Here is a 16,219-nt window from a genome sequence, read left to right on the forward strand (position 1 = left end):
GGCCCTGACCAGCACCCCGCCGTCGACGGCCTTGTTCGCCAACTCCCACTCGTCGGCGACCCGCTCCCCCGTGAGGAAGTCGATGCCACCGCCCAGGACCATGAACACGTCCTCCTGGCGCCACATGACGCCCTTGGGCGAGCCCGTGGTGCCACCCGTGTACAGCATGTAGATGTCGTCGTTCGAGCGCTCGCCGAAGTCCCGCTCGGGGGACTGCGCCGCCAGGGCGTCCTCGTAGTGCGCCACGGAGACGCTCTCGGGGACCACCGGGTCCGGTCCGTCGGTCCCGTCCTCGAACACCAGGCAGTGCCGGACCCCCGGGGTCCTGGGCAGGGCCTCGGCCAGGGTCTGCGAGTACCGCCGCTCGTGGATCACCGCGACGGCATCGGAGTTGTCCAGCAGGTACTCGAGCTCGGCCGGGACGTAGCGGAAATTCACGTTGACCATGACCGCGCGGATCTTGAAGATCGCCACCATGGCCTCGACGGCCTCGATGGTGTTGCGGCTGTACACCGCGACCTTGTCATCGGGCCCCACCCCCACCGACTGCAGGTGGTGGGCGAGTCGGTTGGCACGGTCCTCGAACTCCCGGAAGCTGAGCTCGCGATCACCCTGGACGAGCACGAGCCGGTCGGGGACACGGTCCACGCTGTGTTCTACGAGATCTCCGATGGTGTACGCCATGCCCCCAAACTAGAACGTGTTACCTTCCCGTGGTGTGGGTTACATCGAACCCGGCATAAAGAAATCCTCCAGGAGGCCGAAGATGACCAGCGCCGCAACCCCCGAGGACCAGCACCTGCTCACCGAGCGGCGGGGGCACGTCCTGATCGTCACCATGAACCGCCCCGAAGCCCGGAACGCCCTGTCCGGGCCGATGATGCGGGGCATGGAGGCCGCCTGGGACCTGGTGGACTCCGACCCCGACATCCGGGCGTGCATCCTCACCGGCGCGGGCGGGTTCTTCTGCGCGGGCGCCGACCTCAAGGCCATGAACTCCGACGCCCCGGGGGACAAGTTCGCCGGCGGCGGCTGGGATCTCACGACGCTCCCGGCCCTGCTCAAGGGCCGTCGACTGAGCAAGCCGCTCATCGCCGCGGTCGAGGGGCCGGCCATCGCGGGCGGGACCGAGATCCTGCAGGGCACCGACATCCGCGTCGCCGGACGGTCCGCGAAGTTCGGTGTCTCCGAGGCGCGGTGGGGCCTGTACCCGCTCGGCGGTTCGGCGGTCCGGCTCGTGCGCCAGATCCCGTACACCGTCGCGATGGAGGTCCTCATGACGGGCCGCCACCTCACCGCGGAGGAGGCCGAGCGTTTCGGGCTCATCGGCCACGTGGTCGACGACGGATCGGCCCTCGACAAGGCCCTGGAGATCGCCGACCTCATCGCCGCGAACGGTCCGCTGGCGGTCCGGGGGATGATCGAGACCATCCGTCGCACCGAGGGCATGCACGAGGAGGAGGCCTTCCGCGTCGACGCCGAGGTGGGCGGGCGGGTCTTCGCCTCCGCCGACGCGAAGGAGGGCCCGCGGGCGTTCGCCGAGAAGCGCACGCCCGAGTTCCGGGGGGAATGACCTCGCCCCGTCGGGTCTGTCGATAAAGTCGGCACGACAACCAGAGAACAGAGGGGCGGGGCGAACCAGTGACAGGACCAGGGCCGCGGGTCGTGATCGCCGACGACGACGACGACATCCGTGAGCTCGTCGCCTTCAAGCTCGACAACGCGGGATACGAGATCCGCACCGCCCGCGACGGGGTGGAGGCCCTCGAGGCGATCACGAGCTTCGCCCCGTCACTGGCCATCCTCGACATCATGATGCCCGGCCTGTCCGGTCTCGACGTCCTCCGTCGCCTGCGGGACGGAGAGGGCCCGGAGGACTGCCGCGTCCTGCTGCTCACCGCCCGAGCCCGGGATGCCGAGGTCGACGCGGGGTTCGCGGCGGGCGCCGACGACTACGTCATCAAACCCTTCAGCCCCCGGGAGCTCCTCCGCCGGGTCGACGCGCTGCTCGGCCGGTAGAACCGCGGACCGCCCGGTGCTCCCCTCGTACGACGACCCCTCCCCCTCCCTGCTCGACGACGTCGCGCCCGAGGTCGCGTCCAGCGTGCTCACCACATCGCTGTGGATCCTGGTCGCCTCCATCGCCGTGCTGATCATCGTGATGCTGTGGGCCCACGCGGCGCGGATCAGCCGTGGTCGTCGTGTCGAGCGCATCCTGCGGCCGATCCGGCCCCGGCTGCTCGCGCTCGCCGCGGACGAGGAGCCGACCGACGAGCCCACCGGCAGGCTGAGCGGGTACCGGGCGCGCGTGGTCGACAGGGCCGTTCTCGACCTGCTCGGCAAGGTCCGCGGCGGAGCCGTCACCGCGCTGGTCGACATCCTCGATCGTCACGGCACCGTCGACGGCGCGGTCCGTGGCACCCGCTCGTGGTCGTCCACCACCCGGGCCCGGTCAGCCCAGGTACTCGGGGCGACACGGCGCCGTGAGCACGCGTCCACACTGGCGGGCCTGCTCTCCGACCGGGACCGCGCGGTCCGCGCGACCGCCGTGCGCGCCCTGGGGGTCATCGGCGACGCCACGTTCTCCGACTCGGTGCTGCGCGCTGTCCGCGAGGTCGACGGCATCTCCGGGGTGCCCGCCTACGTCGCCGCGGATGCCCTCTTGGCCATGGGCGACGACGTCCGCGAGGCGGTGCGACGGGGCCTCGACGACCCGGATCCCGGCGTACGGTACGTCGCCGCCACGGTCGCGGCGCGCGGTGGCATGGCCTCCCTGCTGCCCCGGCTCCTGCAACTCTTCCGCACCGACCGCGACGAGCGGGTCCGCGCGGCCGCCGCGCGCACGCTCGGGATGATCGGCGACGGTCGGGTCATCGACGACCTCGGGCGGGCCCTCGGGGCCCACGAACCGGCGACCGTACGCCTGGCCGCCGCCACCGCCCTCGGGGAACTGGGCGCCCCGGCCGCGATCCCGCCCCTGCGTTCGGTCCTGACGGACGCCGACCGGCGACTGGCCGAGGTGGCCGCCGCTGCGCTCGCCTCCCTCGGCCGGAGGGGTGAGGCCGTCCTCGTCGACGCCCTGGAACGCGGCACCATCCCGCCGGAGATCTCCGTCCGGGACACCTCGACCGTCTCGGACGACGACCTGGCGGCCCTCGCCTCACTGGGCGCCGTGACGGCCATCGGCATCCGCGAACGCAAGCCCGACCTGTACGATCTCGCCACGAGCGCCCGGCGGGCCGGCGAGCCCACCCATCAGGATGCCCACCGGGACGAGGAGCCGGCCCCGTGATCGAGACACTCCGCGTGGTGATCGCGACGCTGCTGGACCTGATCGCCTGGCCCATCCTGCTCTACTTCGTGCTCATCAACTCCTCGTACCTGGTGCTCGTGATCGCCGCGGCCGTGGACTTCCGGAGCACGCGTCGTCGTCGTCGTCATTCCGGTCGCGTCGAACGTCTCGGCAGCCACACGGCGCCGGGGGTCTCGGTGGTCGTCCCCGCCTACAACGAGGCAGCCGGCGTCGTCGAGGCCGCCCGGTCACTCCTCGGACTGCGCTACCACCGCCACGAGGTGATCGTCGTCAACGACGGGTCCTCCGACGAGACCCTCCGCGTCCTCGTCGAGGCGTTCGACCTGGTCCGGGCAGACCGCGAGGTACCCCACGACATCCCGACCCGGCAGGTGCCCCGCGGTCTCTACGTCCCGCGCGACGGATACACCCGGCTCACCGTCATCGACAAAGCCAACTCAGGGCGCTCGGACTCCGTCAACGTCGGCATCAACACCGCGGTGGAGGACCTCATCATCTGCGTCGACGGCGATTCACTGTTGGACCCCGACGCGCTGCTCATCGTCACCGAGCCGTTCGCGGACGACCCGCTCCGCACCGCTGCCACCGGCGGTGTCGTGCGAGTCGCCAACGGGTGCACCATCCGGTCCGGGCAGATCGTCGACGTCCGGATGCCACGCAACCTCCTCGCCCAGATCCAGGCGCTCGAATATCTACGGTCGTTCTTCCTGGGCCGCTCCGGGTGGTCCAAGCTGCGGGCGCTGATCCTCATCTCCGGCGCCTTCGGCTGCTTCCGACGCGACCTGCTCGTGGAGGTCGGTGGACTCGACCCCGACTCCATCGGCGAGGACTTCGAACTCGTCATGCGCCTCCACCGTCTACTCCGCGAGCGCGACGAGGACTACCAGGTGACGTTCGTCCCCGAGCCTGTGTGCTGGACAGAGGTGCCGGAGACCCTGAAGGTTCTCGGCAAGCAACGCGCGCGATGGCACCGCGGGCTCTGGGAGACGTTGGTCAAACACCGCGTGATGTTCGGCAATCCGCGATACGGACGGGCCGGCACGCTCGCCGTCCCCTACTACTGGGCTTTCGAACTGTTCGCGCCCCTCATCGAGGCGGTCGGCCTGGTGCTCATGGTCCTGGGGTTCGTCCTGGGCCTGGTCAATCCCACCACTTTCTGGTTGTTCCTCGCCGTGGCCTACGGGTATGCGATCGTCGTCGCACTCACCGCAGCCGCCGTAGACGAGGTGTACTTCTCTCGTTACCACAGGTTCGGGAGCATGCTCTCCCTCATCGCCTCGTCGGTCCTGGAGAACATCGGCTACCGCCAGCTCCACGTCATCTGGCGCCTCCGGGGCTGGTGGCAGGCGCTGCGCGGGAGCGAGCAGCAGTGGGGCGTCATGACGCGCCGCGGCTTCACCACGGAGGGGGCGTCGTGACGGAGGCAGCGACGACCCCGGATTCCGGACGGCCCGCCGAGAAGGTCTCCGAGGTCCTGCGCCGCAAGAGCCGCAGCATGCTCGTCCTCGTGGTGGTGATCGCACTGCTGGGGCCCACCCTCCTGCTGGTCCAGTTCTACTTCTCCCAGCGCACCAGCTCCATCTATACCCCCGTCGTCGACACCACCAGCCGGTTGGTGATCGCGATGCGGTGGGCCCAGTCCGATCTGCGGATGGACCGTGCGTACGGCCTGCCCGGCGCGGAGGACAGGCTAAGGGTTCGCGAGACGGAGTCGCGGGAGGCCCTTTCCGAGCTGCAGCGTCTGGCCGGGGACGACGACGCGTTCTCCCCCGCCCTCGGCAAGCTCACCGCGGCGTCCGAATCGTGGTGGCGCTACGCCGAGGCGGTCGTCGGGACGACGCCCGAGCTCGCCGCCGGGGAGTCCCCCCTCAGCCAGCAGGAGAACATCGACGCCGTCATGGACTTCACGACGATGGTCACCGCCGCCGACACGCTGCTCTCCGTCGCCATGGACAAGCGCGTCGAGATGCGCAACTGGCGGACGGTCACGCTGTGGAGCGGGTCCGCGCTGACCTTCGTGATCATCTTCCTGGCCTCCACCGCGATCATCCGTGACACCCGCCGGACCGCCCGGACGATCGTCGATCCCATCGAGGAACTCGCCGAGGTGGCCCGGAACGACACCGAGGGCGGACGAGGTACCCGCGCCCGCACCGACGAGGGCCCGACGGAGGTCCGCGCGCTCGCCGCGGCGTTCAACGTGCTGTTGGACGCCAGAGATGACTACGAGGCGGGCCGGGAGGAACACGTCCGCAGGCTCGAGGAACTGGACCGGCAGAAGGACGACTTCGTCTCCACGGTCAGCCACGAACTCCGCACGCCGCTGGCCTCGATCATCGGCTACACCGAGATGCTGTGCGACGGCGACGGCGGCGACCTCACCCCCGCCCAGCATCGTCTGGTCTCGGTGGTCCAGCGCAACGCGGACCGGCTGCGGGGGCTCATCGAGGATTTGCTCACGCTCAGCCGGATCGAGGCCAGGGGCCTCGACATCGACCACGACCGGCTCCACCTCGACGCCGTGGTGGGTCACGTCCTCGAGTCTCTCCGGCCCGTGGCCGCCCGCGCCGGCCTCACGCTCGCCGAGCGGGTCGAACCGGCCGAGGTCACGGGCGACTCACTGCAGCTCGAGCGGGCGGTGACCAACCTGGTGAGCAACGCCATCAAGTTCACCCCGGAGGGTGGGTCGGTCACCGTGACCGTCACCGCGGACGACGACATGGCGACCGTCACCGTGTCCGACACCGGCATCGGTATCCCCGAGGCCGAGCACGAGCACCTGGGTACGCGGTTCTTCCGGTCGAGCACCGCCCAGCGTGGGTCCATCCCCGGGACCGGGTTGGGGCTGAGCATCGTCCAGGCGATCGCCGAGGGGCACGACGGCGGCCTGAATTTCGACTCGACGGAGGGCGAGGGCACCACCTTCCGGCTGACCGTGCCGCTGCACCACGTCCGCACCCCCGAGGACAGCGCCCCCGGGGGCCGCGGCCCGACTACAGCTTGAGCCGTGTCCGCACCTGCATCGCCCCCAGATAGCCCGAGGCCATCCGCTGTTTGTCCTTGGTGAACGGCGGCACCATCATCTCCGAGACGTTGTAGGAGAACGAGTGGTGCGCCACCGCCCGCTCGTGGGTGAACGTCCGGAAGCCGTAGTGGCCGTGGTACCCGCCCATCCCCGAGTTGCCGACGCCGCCGAACGGGATGGCGGACGACGCCATGCCGATCCCGAAGTCGTTGCCGTAGATGTTGCCGGAGCGGGTGCGGTCGGCGACGGTCTCGAAGCGGTCGTTCCTGTCCCCGTACCAGTACAGGACGAGCGGGCTGGGCCGGTCGTTGACGTAACGGATCGCCTCGTCGAGACCCTTGTAGCCGAATACCGTGAGGACGGGGCCGAACACCTCCTCGGAGTCGATCTCCCTGTCCGGGGTCACGCCGGTGAGCAGTGTGGGCGCGATCTTGCGGCTGACCGGGTCGGGCAGCCGTTCGCCGGCCGGCACGGCGTCGCGCTTGCCTGCGCCTTTCTTCACGGCGTCGTCGATCAGCCCGACGATCCGCTCGTAGTTCGAGGTGTTGACGGTCGCCGTGTACTCGGTGTTTCCGACGATCGCGGGCAGGCTGGTGCGCCACTGGTCGAGCACGGTGTCGCAGAACGCGTCCAGTCGGTCCTCGGGGACGAACACGTAGTCCGGGCACATGCACACCTGACCGCCGTTGACCAGGCGGGACGAGGCGATACTGCGGGCTGCGCGGTCGATGTCGGCGCTGGTGTCGACGATGACAGGGTTCTTGCCGCCCAGTTCGAGGGTGACGGGGGTGAGATTCTCCGCCGCGTCCTTGGCGACGGACTTGCCGACCCCGGGCGAGCCGGTGAAGAACAGGTGGTCGAAGGGCAGGACCGAGAAGTCCGAACCACGGCCGTGTTCGGGTCCGGCGATCGCGAGTTCGTCGACGGCGAAATATTCCGGTGCCAGCCGGCACAGGGCCTCGGTGGTGTGCGCGGTGACCGAGGACGGCCGGATCATCACCCGGTTGCCGGCGCCGAGGGCGGAACCGGCGGGCACGATCGTGAGGTACAGCGGGAAGTTCCACGGTCCGATGATGCCCACGACCCCCTTGGGGTCGTGCCGGACCTGTTGGGTGAAGCCCACCGCCTCCAGGGCTCGGGACACGCGCGTGGGGCGCATCCACTTCTTGATGTGGCCGCGCTGGTGGTCCAGGTCCGGGATGGACGAGGCGATGTCGGTGAGGGTGGAGAACGTTTCCGGCCGGGAGCCGTAGTCCTCGCGCATCGCCTCCGTGAGGTCCGCGGCGTTGTCCAGGACGAGGCGTTTGAGGCGCAGGATCCGGTCGCGCCGGATCTTCGCGCCCGGCTGGGGGTCGGCGAGGAAGGCCTGACGCTGGCGTTCGAGGATCTGGTCGAGTGTGAGGTCGCGCGCGGTGGGAGTCCTGGTCATGCGTCCAGGGTAGAACGCGTTCTCGCCCCGCGTCGGGGATCCGACGACGACGAGGGCCCGCCCCTGCCCAGACCTACTTCGCGTCCGCCCAGTACGGATCCTTCAGCGTGCGCTTCATCAGTTTCCCGTTGGCCTGGCGGGGCAGCTCGTCCACCACATCGATCGACCGCGGCATCTTGAACTTCGCCAGCCGACCGGACAGGTCCTCGAGGATGTGTGCCTTGAGCTCGTCGGACTCGGGGTAGCCCTCGGCCAGTTCGATGACGGCCTTGACCTCCTCACCCCAGTCCTTGTGCGGGATACCGAACACGGCGGCGTCGCGGACCGCCTCGTGGCGGGTCATCTCCGACTCGATCTCTGCCGGGTAGATGTTCACGCCGCCGGAGATGATCATGTCGTTCTTGCGGTCGCACAGGAACAGGTAGCCGTCTTCGTCCACGTAGCCGATGTCGCCCATGGTGAAGAGCTCGCCGACGTAGGTCTTCGCGGTCTTCTCCTTGTCCTGGTGGTACTCGAACTTCGACCCGTGCATCTGCAGGTACACATTGCCGATCTCGCCGGTGGGCAGCTCGTTGCCGTCGTCGTCGAGGATCTTCAGGGTGGTGGTCTTCCACGGCCGCCCCACGCTGCCGGGCTTGCGCAGCCATTCCTCGCCCGTGATGGTGCACCCACCGCCCTCGGTCCCGGCGTAGTACTCGGTCAGGACCGGGCCCCACCAGTCGAGCATGGCCTGCTTGACGTGCTTGGGGCACGGCGCGGCGCCGTGGACGATCGTGCGCAGGCTGGACACGTCGTACTTCGCGCGCACATCCTCCGGCAGCTCCAGCAGCCGCGAGAACTGCGTCGGCACCATGTGCGACTGGGTGACGCCGTGGGCGTCGATGAGTCGCAGCATCTCCTCGGGCGTCCACTTGTCCATGAGCACCACGGCCTGGCCCAGATTGAGCGAGATGGTGACGAAGTTGAGCACGGCCGTGTGGTAGAGCGGCGAGCCACAGATGTGGACGTTGTCCGGCGCCTGGATGTCGAAGCCGGCGAAGAAGTAGTAGTTGGGGACCGTCACTTGATCCGGCGAGGCGCCGGTGAGGGGGCGCCGCACGCCCTTGGGGCGGCCGGTGGTGCCGGAGGTGTACAGCATGGGGCCGCCGAGGGTCCGCGACGACGGCAAGGGGTCCTCCCCCGCGGCTGGGACCGTGAGCTCGGGCAGCGGACGGAATCCGGGAACCTCACCGATGGCGTAGCAGCGGGCGGGGTCGAACCCGGCCTCCCCGGCGGCTACGGTCGCGACGTCGGCGAACCGGGTGTCCGCGATGAACACCGTCGATCCCGAATTCTCGAGGATGTACGCCACCTCGGGGCCGGTCAGGTGCCAGTTCGCCGGGGCCACGTAGAGCCCGATCTCCATGGCCGCGTAGTAGACCTCGAGGAATTCAATGCTGTTCGGCGCCAGCAGGACGATGCAGTCACCGGTCTCCAGTCCGAGCTCGCGCAGACCCCGGGCGTAGCCGTGGGCGGCGTCGGCGAGCTGGCCGAAGGTGACCTGCCGACCGCCCGCCTCGATTACGGCGATGCGGTCCGGATCCGCCTCGGCGATCCGGTAGACGCTGGTCACGTGCTCGCCGGTCCGCGGATCCAGGATTCCGGCGTCGGCGGGGACGGAAGGCGTGGGTGCACTCATGACCCCATAGTAGAACGTGTTCTATCGCGATGGCGGGCTTTCCCGGCGACCGTGACCAGACCACGGCGAGCCGCCGGTGGTTACCCTCCTGCCCATGGCGCAGCATCGGATCCGCGCGAGCGACCCCCAGCGCGTCGCGGCGTGGGAGCAGCTCGACGCCGCCGCTGCAGATGGGCGCCTCGACCCCCTGGATCACCTTCACCTCGGGTGGCAGGTGCGGTCGAGCGGATACGTCGATGAACTCCGGGCGATCCTCGCGGACCTGCCGGCCCCGGCCCGGTCGCCTTCCGAGGTGGCGGGCACCCGCTCCACTCCGGTCGCCCGGTCCCGCCGCGCGCCACGCGACCCGCTCGACACCGCCAAGTTGGTCGGCGCCTCGACCGTGGCGGGGCTCGCCCTTGTCGCCGGCGGGGTCCTCGCGCTGCGAGACGGTGCGTTCACCGGCCTCGTCGGCGGCACCGAGGACACGATCACCTCGAGCAGCGTCGATGAGGTCATCTCGTCTGCGCGTGCGAGGTTCGGCGACGCTCGTGTGGCCTCGCTCGACATCAGGGGCGACTACGCCCTCCTCCTCATCGAGGATCCGACAAACCCCGGGGCGGTCGACTCGTGGCGACGCGACGACCTGGGCGAGTGGGCCGCCGAAGGGGAGGCTTTCCGCCCCGTTGACGACCTCTCCGTTGCAATGGAGTCCATCGATGTACCGGCCGCCCTGGAGGCGGCTCGGGCCTCCGCGGCGGAGAACGGGCTCTCGGACGCAGATCTCGTGGGGATCGACGTGGGCCCGGACGCGCTCGCCCAGCCCACATACGAGATCACCGTGAGTCGTGAGGGTGACTGCGGGCACATAGTGGTGGGGCACGACAGGATCGTGAGAGAAGTCGGCGTCCCCCGATGAGCGCACCGCCCCCGCCCCCCGGTGGGCCCGCCCCGGAGCCGGCCACCGAGGACCGCAGGCGAGCCGTGTGGCAGATCCTGGACAACGCCTACACGGACGGCCGGATCGGCCCCCTCGAACATGGCGAGCGCAGCCGCGACGCCGCCCTGTCGACCACCCGCGACGACCTCGACTCACTGGTGGCCGACCTCAACAGGCGCTTGTTCGAACTGGAGGTACGCAGCCGGGGCCTGTCAGCCGACACCCCGCTCTCGGTACGGCGGACCAACGCGCGCGAGCGGATCGTCGCGAAGCGACCGCCCGGGCCTTCGACGCGGGGGCCGGCGGGGCGCAGGCGCCTGGCGAGCGGGCTGCTGCGCGCGGTCCTGGCCAGCGCATTGACCGTCGGCCTCATCGCCGGTCTGGACCACCTCGCCGGGAACGCACCCTCCCCGACCGGCGGCACGGTGGACCGCCCGGCCTCCGTCGAGGTGATCCGCACGGCACCGGGACCATTGCTCACCGCCGAAGGGGTGACCCGCGTCATCGATGCCGCACGCGACCAGCTCGACGACCCCACCGCGGAGCGGCTCGTTATCGAAGGCGAGACCGCGCACCTGAGCCGCGCCGATCCTGACGGCGCGGAGACGACGCTGCGACACACCTTCCACGGTCGATGGCGGGACGGGATCACCAGTCGGCTGCCCGCGTCGACCGGTTTTCCTGTGGCCGCGGTGGACGCGGAGACCGTGATGTTCGCGATCGAGGCGACGCCCGCCCTGTTGGGAGCGCCCGGGGCCGTTCCGGACAGGGTGGTGATCTCTCCGGGTTCACCCCCCTCCGACTCCGGGCCCCCGCCCGTCTACGCGGTCAGGGTCTCGCTCACGGACCGACCCGGCTGGGTCACGGTCGGCCCCGGTCGCGAGATCCTGGAGGTCGGCGACGGCGGTTGACCCCCGGGCCCGGCCCACGTCAGTCGATGAACTGCGCGAGCGTCTCGATCTCCTCGACCGACCGGGCGGTCACCACGAGCATGGTGATGCCCGCGGCCTCCCACTCGGCGATCTGCGACCTCACCGAGTCGGCATCCCCGATGATCGCGGTGGCCTCGACCATCTCGTCCGGCACCGCGGCGGCGGCCTCGTCCTTGCGGCCGGAGCGGAACAGTTCGGTGATGCGGTCCACGTCGTCGCCGAAGCCCATGCGACGGAACGCCTCGGCGTGGAAGTTCTTCTCCTCGGCGCCCATGCCGCCCGCGTACAGGGCGGTGAACGGCTTGTACGCGTCGAGGACGCCGCGGCGGTCGTCCGTCACGTGGAGCTGGCACAGGAAGGCCACCTCGAAGTCCTCGCGGGTGCGGCGCGCCCCGGGTCGGGCGAACCCCTCGTCGAGCCACCCGTTGAACTCGTGGGCGGTGCGCGGCGAGGCCAGGAAGCCCAGCCAGCCGTCGGCGATCTCTGCGGCCAGGGCCACGTTCTTGGGCCCCTCCGCGCCCAGCCAGATCGGCACGTCCTCGCGCAGTGGATGCAGGATCGGCTTGAGCGGCTTGCCGAATCCGGAGGCGTCGTCGCCCTGATAGGGCAGGGCGTACGCGGGGCCGTCTGAGGTGACGGGCGCTTCGCGGCGCAGGACCTGGCGGATGATGTCGATGTACTCGCGGGTCCGCGCCAGCGGCTTGGCGAACGGCTGGCCGTACCACCCCTCCACCACCTGCGGCCCGGACACACCCAGCCCCAGCGCGAAGCGTCCGCCCGACAGGTGATCGAGCGTCATGGTGCTCATGGCGGTGGCCGTGGGCGTACGGGCCGAGAGCTGCACGACGGCCGTCGACAGCCGGATGCGCTCGGTGAGCGAGCCGTACCAGGCCAGCGGTGTGAAGGCGTCCGAACCCCAGGCCTCGGCGGTGAAGACGGTGTCGAAGCCCGCCCTGTCCGCCGCCACCACGAGGTCGGCGTGATCGGTGGGCGGCTGGGCGCCCCAGTATCCGAGTTGCAGCGCGAATTTCATGCGCATCAGTGTGACCCACGCCGCTGGCCCGTGGTGTCCCGCCCGGGGAAACCCACACAACCCGCGGTGGAACGTGTTCTACTCGAGGGCGTGACATCCAGAGAGATCGTTGTCGATATCACCCCACCGGACGAGCCCGTACTGTCGGCGTCCCTGGCCCCGTCGTTCGACTACACACGGTCGACCGGCCCGGTGCTGGGAGCGTTCTTCACCGGCCTCCGCGATCGACGCCTGGTCGGTAACCGCGATTCGGCCGGCACCGTGCACCTGCCGCCGGTCGAGTTCGACCCCCACACACGCCGGGCCCTCACGGAGACCGTGGAGGTGGGTTCCGGTTCCGGGATCGAGGGCCTCGTCGTCGCATGGACCTGGGTCCCCGATCCCACCGAGGTCAACCCCCTGGACTCCCCGTTCGCGTGGGCGCTCGTGCGGTTCGACGGCGCGGACACCGCCATGCTCCTTCCGCTGGCCGTCGACGGCCCCGACGCGGTGAGCACCGGGATGCGTGTTCGCCTGCGGTGGGCCGCCGAGCGCACCGGGACCATCCACGACATCGCGTGCGTGGTGCCCGCCGACGCCCCGGTCGACGCCGGTGTCGACGACGACGAGGTCCCACAGCAGACCGACGACCCGGTCACCACCGTGGTGACGCCGATCGGCCTGTCGGTCACCCACACGGCCGGACCCGCCGAGAGCGAGTACCTGCGTGCGATCGTGCAGGGCAAGGTGCTGGGGCGGCGCCGCTCCAACGGCCCCGAGGTCTACGTGCCCCCGCGTGACTACTGCCCGTCCGACGGCGTGGCGATGGGCGAGTACGTGGAGGTGTCCGACATCGGCACGGTGACCACGTTCGGCATCGTCAACGTGCCGTTCGCCGGTCAGCAGATCAAGCCCCCGTACGTCACCGCTTACATCCTGCTCGACGGCTCCGACGTCCCCATCCAGCACCTGGTGCTGGGCTGCGAGGCGTCCGAGGTGCGGATGGGGATGCGCGTGCGCGCCGTGTGGACGCCCGAGTCCGAACGGCCCGCCTCGATGAAGGCCATCGCCCACTTCGAGCCCACCGGCGATCCCGACGCCGACCCCGACACCTACGCCGATCACCTGTAGAGGACACCACCCGTGACCCCCAACGCACCCCGGGACGTGGCCGTCGTCGGATTCGCCCACGCCCGCCACACCGAGTCCACCTTCGGCACCACCAACGGTGTCGAGATGCTGGCCCCCGTTTTCGCCGAGTGCTACCGGCAGACCGGACTGGATCGCACCGACATCGAGTTCTGGTGCTCCGGATCCTCGGACTACCTCGCCGGCCGCGCCTTCTCGTTCATCTCCGCGGTCGACTCGATCGGCGCGGTCCCGCCGATCTCCGAGTCGCACGTCGAGATGGACGCCGCCTGGGCGTTCTTCGAGGCCTACCTCAAGATCGCCTCAGGCCAGGCCGACACCGCGCTGGTCTACGGGTTCGGCAAGGCCTCGGCGAGCACCGACCTCGACTCGGCGCTGGCGCTGCAGCTCGACCCGTACACCGTGGCCCCGCTGTGGCCGGGCCGCCACCACATGGCCGCTCTCCAGGCCCGCGCCGGGATCGACGCGGGCAAGTGGTCCGAGGGCGAGATGGCCTCGGTGGCCGCCCGCGCCACCGGCCGGGACGAGCGGGAGCTGCTCGCCGAACCGTATGTGGCCGACCCGCTGCGCCGGCACGACTGCCCGCCGGTCACCGACGGCGCCGGCGCGATCATCCTCGCCTCCGGCGACCGGGCCCGCGAGCTGGTCGACACCCCGGCCTACGTCACCGGGATCGAGCACATCGCCGACTCCGCCGAGTTCGGCGCCCGCGACCTCACCGACTCGCCCTCGGCCCGCGCCGCCGCCGTGCGCGCCACCCGGTCCACGGGCGAGCGGCCCGACCTCGGGGGCGTGACCGTCGCCGAGCTGCACACCCAGTACACGCACCAGGAACTGCTCCTGCGTGCCGCGCTGGGCATCGGCGATCACGTGGCCGTGACCCCGTCCGGCGGATCGTTGCTCGCGGACCCGCTGTTCTCCGCCGGGCTCGAGCGCGTCGGCTACGCCGCCAACGACGTCATGGAGGGCCGCACCGAACGCGCCCTCGCCCACGCCACCAGCGGACATCTGCTCCAGCAGAACCTCATCTGCCTCCTGGAAGGACGCCCCGCATGAGCGCCCACAGCACCGGTCTCCCAGCGGCCGTTCTCGGCACCGGACAGACCCACCACGTCGCCCGGCGCACCGACGTCTCCATGGCCGGCCTCTGCCGCGAGGCGATCGACGCCGCCATGGCCGACGCCGGCGTGGGATGGGACGACATCGACGCGGTGATCGTGGGCAAGGCCCCCGACCTGTTCGAGGGCGTGATGATGCCCGAGCTCATGATGGCCGATGCGCTCGGCGCGGTCGGCAAGCCGCTCCTGCGCGTCCACACCGCCGGCTCGGTCGGCGGCTCCACCGCCGTGGTGGCCGCCTCGCACATCCAGTCCGGCCGCTACCGTCGCGTGCTGGCCGTGGCGTGGGAGAAGCAGTCCGAGTCCAACGCCATGTGGGCGCTCAGCCTGCCCGTGCCGTTCACGGCCCCCGTCGGTGCCGGTGCCGGCGGGTACTTCGCCCCGCACGTGCGCTCCTACATCCGCACCACCGGGGCCCCTGAGCACGTCGGCGCGATGGTGGCGGTCAAGGATCGGCTCAACGGGTCCATCAACCCCCACGCCCACCTCAAGCAGCCCGACCTCACGGTGGACAAGGTGCTGCAGGGGCAGATGCTGTGGGACCCCATCCGGTTCGACGAGACCTGCCCGTCCTCCGACGGCGCCTGCGCGATCGTCCTCGGCGACGCCGAGGCGGCCGAGGCGGTCGAGTCCACCGGCCGGAACGTCGCCTGGGTGCACGCCACCGCGCTGCGCACCGAGCCCGGCACCTACGCGTTCCGCAACTACCGCAATCCGCAGGCCGGCCGCGACGCCGCCGCCGCGCTCTGGGCCGAGGCCGGGATCACCAACCCGGCCGAGGAGATCGATGCGGCCGAGATCTACGTCCCCTTCTCCTGGTTCGAGCCCATGTGGCTGGAGAACCTCGGGTTCTGCGAGGAGGGCGAGGGCTGGCGCATGACCGAGTCCGGTGCCACCGCGCGCGACGGGTCCCTGCCCGTCAACCCGTCCGGCGGCGTGCTGTGCTCCAACCCGATCGGCGCGTCCGGCATGCTGCGCTTCGCCGAGGCCGCCCGGCAGGTCATGGGCCGCGCCGACGAGCACCAGGTCCCGGGGGCACGCAAGGCCCTCGGTCACGCCTACGGCGGCGGGTCCCAGTACTTCTCCATGTGGGTCGTGGGGACCGACCGTCCGGAGCGTCACTCATGAGCAATCCGTACCTCGATGAGACCGGCCAGTATCGGCCTCTGGAGATGAGCGACGCCGCCCTGGCCAGTCCCGCCTTCGCCGCCGCGCGCCGCTCGTGGGCCGCGACCAACGCCGGCGACCGCGACGCCTGGATCGCCGGATGGTCTCCCGAGGGCACCATCGAGGATCCCGTGGGTCCGTCGATGTTCGACGCCGAGGGAATCGGCCACACCGGCACGACGCGACTCCTGGAGTTCTGGGAGAAAGCCGTGGCCACCCCGGACCACATCGAGTTCCGCTTCGATCGGGGGATCGCCGCGGGCGACGAACTGCTCTGCGTCGGCACCATGCGCACCCACATGGGCTCCAGCATCATGGAGATCGACATCGCCGTGGACTACCGCGTCGACGCCGACGGTCGTCTGGTCTCCCTTCGCGCCTTCTGGGAGCAGGACGTGGCCATGGCCTCGGGACTGCGGCCGCTCACCGACGACGACAGGGCCGCCATCGCCGGCGCCGCCGGAAAGGGCCAGTGAC

Annotated in this window: 15 protein-coding genes; 11 read left to right on the forward strand and 4 right to left on the reverse strand. The window is 70.5% G+C overall.

Going from position 1 to position 16,219, the window contains the following annotated elements:
• Positions 1–684: AMP-binding protein (locus ABD250_RS05335; RefSeq protein WP_344391100.1), on the reverse strand; the 684-nt coding region annotated here is incomplete at its 3' end.
• An 82-nt stretch (positions 685–766) separates the two neighbouring features.
• Between ABD250_RS05335 and ABD250_RS05340 the strand changes: the two genes are divergently transcribed.
• The 5 genes from ABD250_RS05340 to ABD250_RS05360 all read left to right on the forward strand — a co-directional run bounded on the left by ABD250_RS05340 (position 767) and on the right by ABD250_RS05360 (position 6,317).
• Complete coding sequence (locus ABD250_RS05340; RefSeq protein WP_120284528.1) at positions 767–1,573, forward strand: crotonase/enoyl-CoA hydratase family protein; 807 nt, start codon at positions 767–769, stop codon at positions 1,571–1,573.
• Positions 1,574–1,641: 68 nt separating this feature from the next.
• A complete protein-coding gene (locus ABD250_RS05345; protein WP_154828887.1) occupies positions 1,642–2,019 on the forward strand; it encodes a response regulator transcription factor in 378 nt (125 codons plus the stop codon).
• A 16-nt stretch (positions 2,020–2,035) separates the two neighbouring features.
• Positions 2,036–3,292: a HEAT repeat domain-containing protein gene (locus ABD250_RS05350; protein ID WP_344391104.1), complete on the forward strand. Its 1,257-nt coding sequence runs from the start codon at positions 2,036–2,038 to the stop codon at positions 3,290–3,292.
• Positions 3,289–4,731: a glycosyltransferase family 2 protein gene (locus ABD250_RS05355; RefSeq protein WP_154828893.1), complete on the forward strand. Its 1,443-nt coding sequence runs from the start codon at positions 3,289–3,291 to the stop codon at positions 4,729–4,731. The genes ABD250_RS05350 and ABD250_RS05355 overlap by 4 nt, the downstream gene beginning before the upstream one ends.
• On the forward strand, positions 4,728–6,317 hold the full coding sequence (locus tag ABD250_RS05360; RefSeq protein WP_182658974.1) for an ATP-binding protein: 1,590 nt from the start codon (positions 4,728–4,730) through the stop codon (positions 6,315–6,317). The genes ABD250_RS05355 and ABD250_RS05360 overlap by 4 nt, the downstream gene beginning before the upstream one ends.
• Here the strand turns inward: ABD250_RS05360 and ABD250_RS05365 are convergent.
• Both ABD250_RS05365 and ABD250_RS05370 read right to left on the reverse strand, forming a co-directional pair.
• Positions 6,307–7,767: an aldehyde dehydrogenase family protein gene (locus tag ABD250_RS05365; RefSeq protein ID WP_182658975.1), complete on the reverse strand. Its 1,461-nt coding sequence runs from the start codon at positions 7,765–7,767 to the stop codon at positions 6,307–6,309. The genes ABD250_RS05360 and ABD250_RS05365 overlap by 11 nt on opposite strands.
• 73 nt (positions 7,768–7,840) lie before the next feature.
• Positions 7,841–9,445 (reverse strand): acyl-CoA synthetase, encoded by a 1,605-nt coding sequence (locus ABD250_RS05370; protein WP_182658976.1) that lies wholly within the window; start codon positions 9,443–9,445, stop codon positions 7,841–7,843.
• Between the two features lie 94 nt (positions 9,446–9,539).
• On the opposite strand from ABD250_RS05370, the gene ABD250_RS05375 reads away from it, so the two are divergent.
• Positions 9,540–10,343 (forward strand): DUF1707 SHOCT-like domain-containing protein, encoded by an 804-nt coding sequence (locus ABD250_RS05375; RefSeq protein ID WP_182658977.1) that lies wholly within the window; start codon positions 9,540–9,542, stop codon positions 10,341–10,343.
• Positions 10,340–11,275: a DUF1707 SHOCT-like domain-containing protein gene (locus ABD250_RS05380; RefSeq protein WP_159148068.1), complete on the forward strand. Its 936-nt coding sequence runs from the start codon at positions 10,340–10,342 to the stop codon at positions 11,273–11,275. Before ABD250_RS05375 ends, ABD250_RS05380 begins: the two co-directional genes overlap by 4 nt.
• A gap of 19 nt (positions 11,276–11,294) precedes the next feature.
• On the opposite strand, the gene ABD250_RS05385 is transcribed toward ABD250_RS05380, so the two are convergent.
• Positions 11,295–12,329 (reverse strand): LLM class F420-dependent oxidoreductase, encoded by a 1,035-nt coding sequence (locus ABD250_RS05385; RefSeq protein ID WP_182658978.1) that lies wholly within the window; start codon positions 12,327–12,329, stop codon positions 11,295–11,297.
• Positions 12,330–12,419: 90 nt separating this feature from the next.
• On the opposite strand from ABD250_RS05385, the gene ABD250_RS05390 reads away from it, so the two are divergent.
• The 4 genes from ABD250_RS05390 to ABD250_RS05405 are packed head-to-tail and all read left to right on the forward strand — an operon-like array spanning position 12,420 to position 16,218.
• Entirely contained in the window at positions 12,420–13,439 is a 1,020-nt protein-coding gene (locus tag ABD250_RS05390) for a Zn-ribbon domain-containing OB-fold protein (protein ID WP_338404205.1), read from the forward strand.
• Positions 13,440–13,451: 12 nt separating this feature from the next.
• On the forward strand, positions 13,452–14,513 hold the full coding sequence (locus ABD250_RS05395) for a thiolase domain-containing protein (protein ID WP_344391111.1): 1,062 nt from the start codon (positions 13,452–13,454) through the stop codon (positions 14,511–14,513).
• Positions 14,510–15,703 carry a thiolase domain-containing protein gene (locus tag ABD250_RS05400; RefSeq protein WP_182653773.1) on the forward strand — a complete coding sequence of 398 codons (1,194 nt, stop codon included), beginning with the start codon at positions 14,510–14,512 and terminating at the stop codon, positions 15,701–15,703. Before ABD250_RS05395 ends, ABD250_RS05400 begins: the two co-directional genes overlap by 4 nt.
• Positions 15,700–16,218, forward strand: coding sequence for a nuclear transport factor 2 family protein (locus ABD250_RS05405; protein ID WP_182640034.1), 519 nt, complete (start codon positions 15,700–15,702; stop codon positions 16,216–16,218). The genes ABD250_RS05400 and ABD250_RS05405 overlap by 4 nt, the downstream gene beginning before the upstream one ends.
• Position 16,219 lies beyond the last annotated feature (1 nt).

Origin of the sequence: Dietzia cercidiphylli (assembly GCF_039531545.1) — a bacterium.
GTDB lineage: Bacteria > Actinomycetota > Actinomycetes > Mycobacteriales > Mycobacteriaceae > Dietzia > Dietzia natronolimnaea.